The organism is Gammaproteobacteria bacterium (assembly GCA_016765075.1).
Taxonomy (GTDB): domain Bacteria; phylum Pseudomonadota; class Gammaproteobacteria.
Window position 1 is genome coordinate 1 of the sequence record JAESQP010000123.1, and the last position, 8,044, is coordinate 8,044.

5 protein-coding genes and 1 pseudogene are annotated in these 8,044 nt (G+C 38.9%); all 6 read right to left on the reverse strand.

All coding sequences use genetic code 11. The features are described 5' to 3' along the window. The 6 genes and pseudogenes from JKY90_07400 to JKY90_07425 all read right to left on the reverse strand — a co-directional run bounded on the left by JKY90_07400 (position 1) and on the right by JKY90_07425 (position 7,963). Positions 1-1,309: pseudogene (locus JKY90_07400) on the reverse strand (putative DNA binding domain-containing protein). Between the two features lie 11 nt (positions 1,310-1,320). Continuing rightward, the gene (locus tag JKY90_07405; protein MBL4852089.1) at positions 1,321-3,330 is read right to left on the reverse strand and encodes a site-specific DNA-methyltransferase; all 2,010 of its coding nucleotides are present in this window, start codon (positions 3,328-3,330) and stop codon (positions 1,321-1,323) included. Positions 3,331-3,348: 18 nt separating this feature from the next. Continuing rightward, positions 3,349-4,026 (reverse strand): DUF4391 domain-containing protein, encoded by a 678-nt coding sequence (locus tag JKY90_07410; protein MBL4852090.1) that lies wholly within the window; start codon positions 4,024-4,026, stop codon positions 3,349-3,351. Beyond that, positions 4,026-7,313 (reverse strand): DEAD/DEAH box helicase family protein, encoded by a 3,288-nt coding sequence (locus JKY90_07415; protein MBL4852091.1) that lies wholly within the window; start codon positions 7,311-7,313, stop codon positions 4,026-4,028. Before JKY90_07415 ends, JKY90_07410 begins: the two co-directional genes overlap by 1 nt. Before the next feature lie 4 nt (positions 7,314-7,317). Then, positions 7,318-7,503: a helix-turn-helix domain-containing protein gene (locus tag JKY90_07420; protein MBL4852092.1), complete on the reverse strand. Its 186-nt coding sequence runs from the start codon at positions 7,501-7,503 to the stop codon at positions 7,318-7,320. 88 nt (positions 7,504-7,591) lie between these two features. Continuing rightward, positions 7,592-7,963, reverse strand: a complete 372-nt coding sequence (locus JKY90_07425; GenBank protein ID MBL4852093.1) for a hypothetical protein — start codon at positions 7,961-7,963, stop codon at positions 7,592-7,594. Positions 7,964-8,044: the final 81 nt, after the last annotated feature.

Consider the following 8,044-nt stretch of genomic DNA (forward strand, 5'->3'; position numbering starts at 1 on the left):
CACGCCGTAGAGCCACTGAGGTAGTGCTGCGAAGCCGGCGACGAGCGTGCGATGATGTGGCGTAGCGGCACGAACGCAGGGCGGTCGGTGCAAAAGGAATCAGTTGTCGCGGAAACGAGTCGGTTTTGCACAGGGAAGTGCAAAATCTATCACGAGATAGCGACACAATCGCGGCTTGCTTAGTGTGCATTTGATGAATGCCATAGCCCATCGTATCAATCATATTCAACTCAGCCATTGCCTACACCAAAAATGGATTGCGATAACAGCGAGGTGTTTTTTTATTAAGAATATAATCTTCTGGCACACCTTCAAAAAAGCTACCTTCATTTTCAAAAATAAGTTTATCTTGCTCCTCAGTAACAATGATACGTCCATTGCGCGAATAGTCTTGATGCGCGATACAGTTATGCAGGGCTTCCAGCACAATCTTCTGATCGTATTTTGAAATCTCATAAGGCAGTAATTCATCAAGAGGCAATAAACGCAGCTGAATATTGCGTATGCGATGATAGAGTAAAGTCGTATTCAACATAAACGGCGGACTAAAATGCTCATAGGCTTGCTCTGCGCCGACAAGCTTCCATGTCATTTGTGCTGGGTGTGGTGACAACAAATATGCAGACTCCGCCTTACCAAGTAAAAAAACTGCCGTGCGTGTTATTTTTCCTCCCTGCGTTATCTTTGCTCGATCCAGAAAAGTGCTATCTGACCACTGCACCACTTCATCGGAGGAAATACGGTTAGCATGTTTTAAGCTAAACGCTTCACGCGCCTTTTGTATTGCAGATAAGTCTAAATCATTGATAGTGGCCTTTGGAATGATCTGTGCAGTCCAATCATCCGCTAATGTCTGTTGGCGTATTTCATCTTGCTTATCCAAACCTAAACTAATGAGGCTCTCACCTGCACGGGCATAGTAATGCCCCTGCCATGCAATAGGCATTCCTTGAGGTGCCGGTGGGATTTGAAATAAAATGACACGCCCCTTATCAGTGTCTAACTCAAAGATATTACGAAAACTGATACTGGGTTCTGAGCCATTGGAAATTTGATTTTTCAGACTTTGCAAACGCTCAGATTCAGGGCGATAATCCGTACCGACAACACTCCGTGACTTGTTATCAACCCCAAAAATGAGCCACGCACTTTCAATGCCGTGTATATTCGCTTCATTAGACAAAGCAGAGAAGTATTTGCCTATATTACTGGTGGAAAAACCCTCTCCAGCCTGCTTAAATTCCACCACTTCATTTTCCCAAGTGGCAATTAAATTATCCAAGGTTATCTGTAAATCAGTCGCGTTCATTCATCGCCCCCTTAAATAACCTTGATATCAGTTGCTGGTGATTTAAGTTTGAATATTTGCTCTACATTGATTTTCACAGAATCGCTGGTGAAACCATCATCACGGAATACAACTCGCAAGGGTTGTTTTTCGGCTAGTTTTTTTACAAAGTCTTCGTTAATGTCTTCATCGAAACACGCCGCCAATGCATTACCATCAACAAAGAATACTTCCTTGCCTTCAATATCTTCACGATTAATAGGGAGAGATAAATCCACACCCCAATCTAACAATACTTGAAACAGTAAATCTTCAGATGACCGATCCTTTTTAATATTACCAACATGCTCTTCAAACATATCAGGATGTGCTTCATCAGGAGGAAGATGTACATCAACCATGTTGGAGCTATCAATTTTGAATACACGGAAACCTATATCAAGATTTTCAATACCTTCTTTATCAGCATTGTCTTCTTTAATTTTCTTACCAGCACGGCGAATCCGTTCTATCGATATATCGGAAATATTTTTATATCCAGCTTTAAATGCTTCTGATTTTTCATTTACTTGTTCTGGCAACTGTACTGAAATACAACTTCGATTACCGCCATCTTCTGCATTCAGTTGCATGACAGCATGTGCCGTGGTTCCCGACCCAGAAAAAAAGTCTAACAATATATCGCCTTTGGCCATGTTAGAACTAAAGAGCACTCTTAATAGGCTTGTTGGTTTTGGATAAGAAAAATAACTTTTCCCCTCAAATAGATTTTCTACTTCAACTCCACCATCACTTTTAAGTGATAAAATCGACCGCAGTAAAAAGTTATTAACATCATCCAAATATGTTACAGAGCTAGGCTGAGTATTCTCATCTGGAGCAAACCAAATCTTCCCACACAAATAACTACCATCGTGTAGCTCTTGAATATCTTGATATTCACCATCTTCATACTTCGCGGCTGCATCAAAAGTTTCCTTCTTCCATCTCCACCCTCTATCAGGAACTTTAACTACAGAACCAGTATTAGGATGAAAAACGTCATACGTTGGACCAAAAGTATCTGCATTCGGCCAGCTCATGTTGATTTTACCCCAAAGCTTATAATTTTTATCTAACGAATTGTAGAGCGTTATTCCTCTGTCATATCCATTTTTCTTATAAAGCTTTTTTATATTATTTTCTGCTTGATCTAGAGATGTTTTCTTCCTCTTTAATTGTTCTAGTAAATTGTAAATATCATCTAAACCATCTTTTCTCATTGTGAATTCTAATTTCGAATCTCTATTTTTTACATATAAAAGAACATACTCATGAATATTTCCTATTCCTTTATCGTTCTTTGGGATGCGTTTATTCCAAGAAATGCATTCAACAAAATTATCTTCACCAAAAACTTCATCACAAAGTCTTTTCATATTTGCTTGTTCATTATCAACCGAAATAAATATTGCTCCATCGTCCCTTAGTAAATTTCGTGCCAATCTTAATCTTGGATAAATCATAGACAGCCAGTCCGAGTGAAAACGACCATTACTATCTGGGTTCGAAACTAAACGTCCACCTTCTGCATCAATTTGACCAGAGACTTCTTCATATTCACTTTTTCCTACGGTGAAGTTATCCTTATAAACAAAATCTTTTCCAGTATTATAGGGCGGATCGATATAGATCATTTTAATTTTATTAAGGTATGTTTCCTGCATCAGTTTTAATGCATCAAGATTATCCCCCTCAATAAAGATATTCTTGGTGGTATCAAAATCAACGCTTTCATCACGACATGGACGCAGGGTTTTAGAAATAGGCGTATTAGCAGTTACCAGTGCTTCACGCTTGCCCGGCCAATTCAAGCTATAACGTTCCTGTGTACCTTCAACAATTGTGTCAGAGAATTCTTGACGCAAAGCATCAAAATCAATGGCGTGTACGACTTCACCTATATCATTTTTCTTTTCAGTAACGCAATTGGGGAACAATTCTGCCAGCTTGGCTATATTCTCATTTGTAAAATTCGGCGTTGTCAAATCTAGTTTTTCCATAGTTCTTTATGCCCTTATTTATGCTTTTGCGCCATGCTTTAATTGTTCTAATTCACTATTTAATGCCCGCAGTTCTGCATTCATCTCTACCTTACGGTTAAATTGTTTTTCTTTGTTCATCAGTGCTTCCAGCTTTTTATGTTCTTTATCTTTGGTCATCACTTGTTCCATTCGCTCTATATGATTTTCTAAGCTCTCATTTTTTTGTGATTGCAGAGGTATCAGTTCACGCAAGATATGCTCATATAAACGAGATAGGTTAAGCACCACTGGGAGTTTTTGTCGCTCACTATCTTCTGGCATCCAGTCTGTTTCAAAATATTCATCACCAATCACCCATTTACTGGTATCCGCTTCACTAGGGCGTTTATATGTCGCAATGACTTTTACCTTATCTGCGTAAGTCAGGTGAAAAATAATTGGGTGAGCAATCGCTTTATCGATGCATCGTAAAACACTTACATCTAAAATCTCTGTTTTTAAAGCCACCTCAAACACTTCTATTTCTTTGACTCTGGTTGTCTCCGAAAGGTTGGTTGTTTTTGGTGCGAGTTTATATTTCCAGATGATTTTTCCAATTTGTGATACGAATGCATCCTGAATTTTACGGCTAGGCTTTACTCGATCATATATTTTATTCTTAGCGACTATGCGACCAAACTCAGATTGCTTCGGATAATCAAATATCGCACTCATTAATCATTACCTTCTTGCACTACAAGAAAGTTAATCAACTCAAAATCATCTAAGCCTGCAATCGTATCAATTAGAGCGGTTGTACGCTCTCCACTAAAGAGGCTATCAATATCCTTATCTTCATTCAGGTCAATAATTGATCCGATGGTCTCTTTAAGTAAATTTGAATAGGCACTCATATCTCGACCGTCATCCGTCCCCTGATTAAACAAATGACATATATCATCAAGTGGTTTGTGTTGACCTTTGCAGGTGCTTCTTACTAAATCTAGCAGTTTTTTAATCTCGTTGTGGTTTGCGATTATTTTTCCATCATCAGCAATGTAAACCATGTAATAAGGGTGCAAACGATTATGTTGGTTGATGTTGACGCTTTGATTACGATTACGCAGAGTAAATATAACACCAGGGTTTAATCCTTTATCTGGCGATGCAGGTACAACGGCATGCATTCCGTTCGGGATGCTAGACATATCACCATGCTCTTTAATGTAGCCCAATAAATCCATTCGAAAATCATTCAATCCAAGGTCTGTAATGGATACCCCTGACTTGAGGTCTTCCATTTCAATTACTTCTTCTTGAAGACGTTTTAATTGGTCTTTGCGGTATGAAATATCGTTAGCTTTAGCATTGAGCGGATTATCATCAGCCGTTGCCGACATATCTGCAATAATCATACGACTTTCTACACGCTCTTTAAGGTTGATATATTCATCAAGGGAAATATCTGGCCAATAATTCATAAGCTGGATAGTAGAGTTGATAGAACCAATACGGTCAATTCGACCAAACCGCTGAATAATGCGTACTGGATTCCAGTGAATATCGTAATTAATCAGGTAGTCACAATCCTGTAAGTTTTGCCCCTCAGATATACAGTCGGTAGCGATGAGTATATCTAATTCATTTGGCTCATCAGGTAGAACAATATCTTTTTCTTTTGAACGAGGAGAAAACAGCGTTAGCAGTGATTCATAATCGTAATTTGTTTTTAGTGTTCTCTTTAATGTGGACTGGGGTGACGATGTTCCCGTCACCCTTCCTGTATGAAGACCATGTAAATCCAGAATACTGTCAGATAAATTCTCATAAAGGTAATTAGCTGTATCCGCAAAAGCCGTAAAAATAAGAACCTTCTTATTATCGGGATTTATAGGGCTGGTGACTTTGTCATCAATCTGCTTCTTTAAGTGTTGAAGTTTGGTATCATTTTCAGGCGTGATTTTCTGCATTTCACTAAGCAGAGCCTGAACAATAGCAACATCCGTTTTTAAGTCATGCTCCCACAACGGCAAATCCATATCTGACAGCTTGATCTGAACTTTCCCACCCGTTACGTCTTCTTCCATTTCCAAAAAGCTTTCATCATCTGGTTCCGCATTTTCATAGAAGGCTGAATTGTCTGCAATGCCTTTGTCTTCACCGCGCTGATTGTAAGCTTCAATTTTTGATAATGTTTCCGTGTGTTTCACCTTTAATTTATTTAAGGTAATGCGGAATGCTTCTACTGAGCTTTCAAGGCGCTTAAGCAAGTTTGTTGTCATTAATGCTTGAAGGCTTTTTTCTCGGTCAGCCTGTCTTAGTTTACTTTTACCACCGCCGACCTCTGTATCATACAAATCCTCATATTTTGCTATACGACTAGGCAGTATGTAGCTAACGGGTGCATATATGGATAGTTTCAATAAAGACAGTTCTCTGAAAATATCATTAAAGCCCATCACATCGGTTAGGTTGGTCAGGGGACTATGATATGAAATAGGTTTTCTACGCTCTGGAAAGCTACCAATTTCAGAAGTGTCGTAGAAAGTCTGAATGTGCTTGCGTGATCGTGCAATAGTTACGCTGTCTAGTAACTCGAAGAAATCAAAGTCTAAAGACTTTAAGATGGCATCCGTTGTGCGTTCTTCGGTTGGCAGTTTTGCCCATTGATTAAAAGTAGCTTGTACCCTGCGGAATATTTCATCAACACCTTTGGTGGTTCGGAGTTTTTTGTTTAAATTTGAAACGTCACCTTCATAAGCAAGCGCAAGCTGATTGCGAAGATCCATAAAGCGGTTGTTAACAGGTGTAGCAGATAACATCAGGACTTTTGTTTTTACGCCATCCCTAATGACTGAATTCATCAGCTTTTGATAACGAGTCTCTTTATCCTTGAAAGCATCATTATTACGGAAGTTATGCGATTCATCGATAACGACGAGATCATAATTCCCCCAATTAATTCTATCTAGCGGTGTTCCAAAAGATTCGCCACTGGTTCTTTGAAGGTCTGTGTGGCAAAGAACATCATAATTAAAACGGTCTTTAGAGAAAATGTTGGTTTTAAGGTTTCGATTATAATTTAACCAGTTGTTAGCCAGTTTTTTAGGACAAAGGACTAGAACAGATTTGTTTCTTAATTCATAATATTTCACAACGGCAAGAGCTGTAAATGTTTTACCTAAACCCACGCTATCGGCAAGTATGCAACCATTGTAAGTTTCTAGTTTATTGATAATTCCGGTAGCGCCGTCCTGCTGAAAATTGTAGAGCTTCTTCCAAATCAAGCTATCTTTATAGCCAGTTAAATCATTAGGCAGAACATCTTCATTGATATCCTCTAAAAACTCACTAAAAATATTATAGAGCATAAAGAAATAAACCTGTTCAGGAGGGTTCTCTTTGTAAACACTGGCAATGTGATCGCATAACTGTGAGGTTACATCTTCAATTTTTTCAGGATCACTCCATATCTGATCAAATAGATTTAAGTAAACTTGCGTGCTTGCTGGTTCGTTATGCTTGGTAATAATATTAGATACGGCATCACCTTGCTCGTATCCAAGATCGACAGCAGTAAACCCCTGAAGGGGAAGATAAACAGATTGGCTTTCTTTATTTTCTACGCAGGCAAATTGCTGCATAGGTGATTTTCCACTATTGGATTTAAATGTGGCTTTTCTTTTTATCCATTCAGCGCATTCCTTAGCAATCGCACGTTGGGTAAGTTTATTTTTTAGTTGTATCTCAAAATCACTGCCGTAAAAGCTTCGCTCTCTTTCAGCTTTAGGAATATGAAATTTACGGTGTTCTTTCTTTATTTTGTCTATTGTTTCATCTGGAACAAATGTTGGTGATGTGAAAATAAATTCTAAGGAATCAATTTTCTGCAATTCATTTTTTAATGCCTCAAATGCATAAATAGAGAAGCATGAAGCTGCTATTTTCAGCTTTGAGCCTTTCTTTATATCCTGCTTTATATTATCGCCTAACAGGTGGTTTATATTGTCAATAATTTCCATGATTTCACGTAGTCTTTATATTGACGACTTCACCCTTGGTTAATTTTTCGATTTCATCCTTTCGGAAGCGCCAGCTACCCCCAATTTTAAAACCGGGGAGCTTTCCTTCTGCTACTAAGCGATAGGCGGTTTTCTCTGCTAATTTGAGATATTCGGCGACTTCTTTCAAGGTCAGTATGTCGTTACTCATGGCTTATCCACCTAAATGCTAGGTGAGAGAATAAGGGAATATTGGGGAGTTAGCAATCGCAAATCTTTTTATGCTCAAGGTTTTATAATTACTCAGGTTTACGTTCACGGGTGCGGGTAGCCCGTTTCGATGAACGTGTTCTTGTATGGTCAGATTGTTTACTTATGCTCTGAGGTTTATCCCGTGAAGCGCCGTCAAAAGCAGGGAGCATAGAGTGCTTTCTTTCTCGTTCCTGCATTTGCCTGTATTCATGAATACGCTTAGCAAGTAAAGTTCTCTCACCTAGCTGATTACCTCGCACCTGTTTGAATTCATCCTGTAAAACAGAGCGTACATCGCCATGGCGAAAAACCAGCTCTTCCTTCGCTTTCTTTTGTTTCTGTCTCAGGAATACCGTTTCTTTTTGGTTAATCAAGCGTACTCGTTTCTCTCTGCCTGTTACCTTATCGAAAAAACCCATCACTCCACGCCTAAATTTATCCCTTCCTGCCTTGGCAAGAATATGCCGTTTAACTCGTTGTTGCTCAGACAACTCGCGACG

Coding starts and splice junctions, on each gene's coding strand:
- JKY90_07425 (MBL4852093.1), bottom strand. CDS start 7,963: ATGGGTTTTTTCGATAAGGTAACAGGCAGAGAGAAACGAGTACGCTTG.
- JKY90_07410 (MBL4852090.1), bottom strand. CDS start 4,026: ATGAGTGCGATATTTGATTATCCGAAGCAATCTGAGTTTGGTCGCATA.
- JKY90_07405 (MBL4852089.1), bottom strand. CDS start 3,330: ATGGAAAAACTAGATTTGACAACGCCGAATTTTACAAATGAGAATATA.
- JKY90_07415 (MBL4852091.1), bottom strand. CDS start 7,313: ATGGAAATTATTGACAATATAAACCACCTGTTAGGCGATAATATAAAG.
- JKY90_07420 (MBL4852092.1), bottom strand. CDS start 7,503: ATGAGTAACGACATACTGACCTTGAAAGAAGTCGCCGAATATCTCAAA.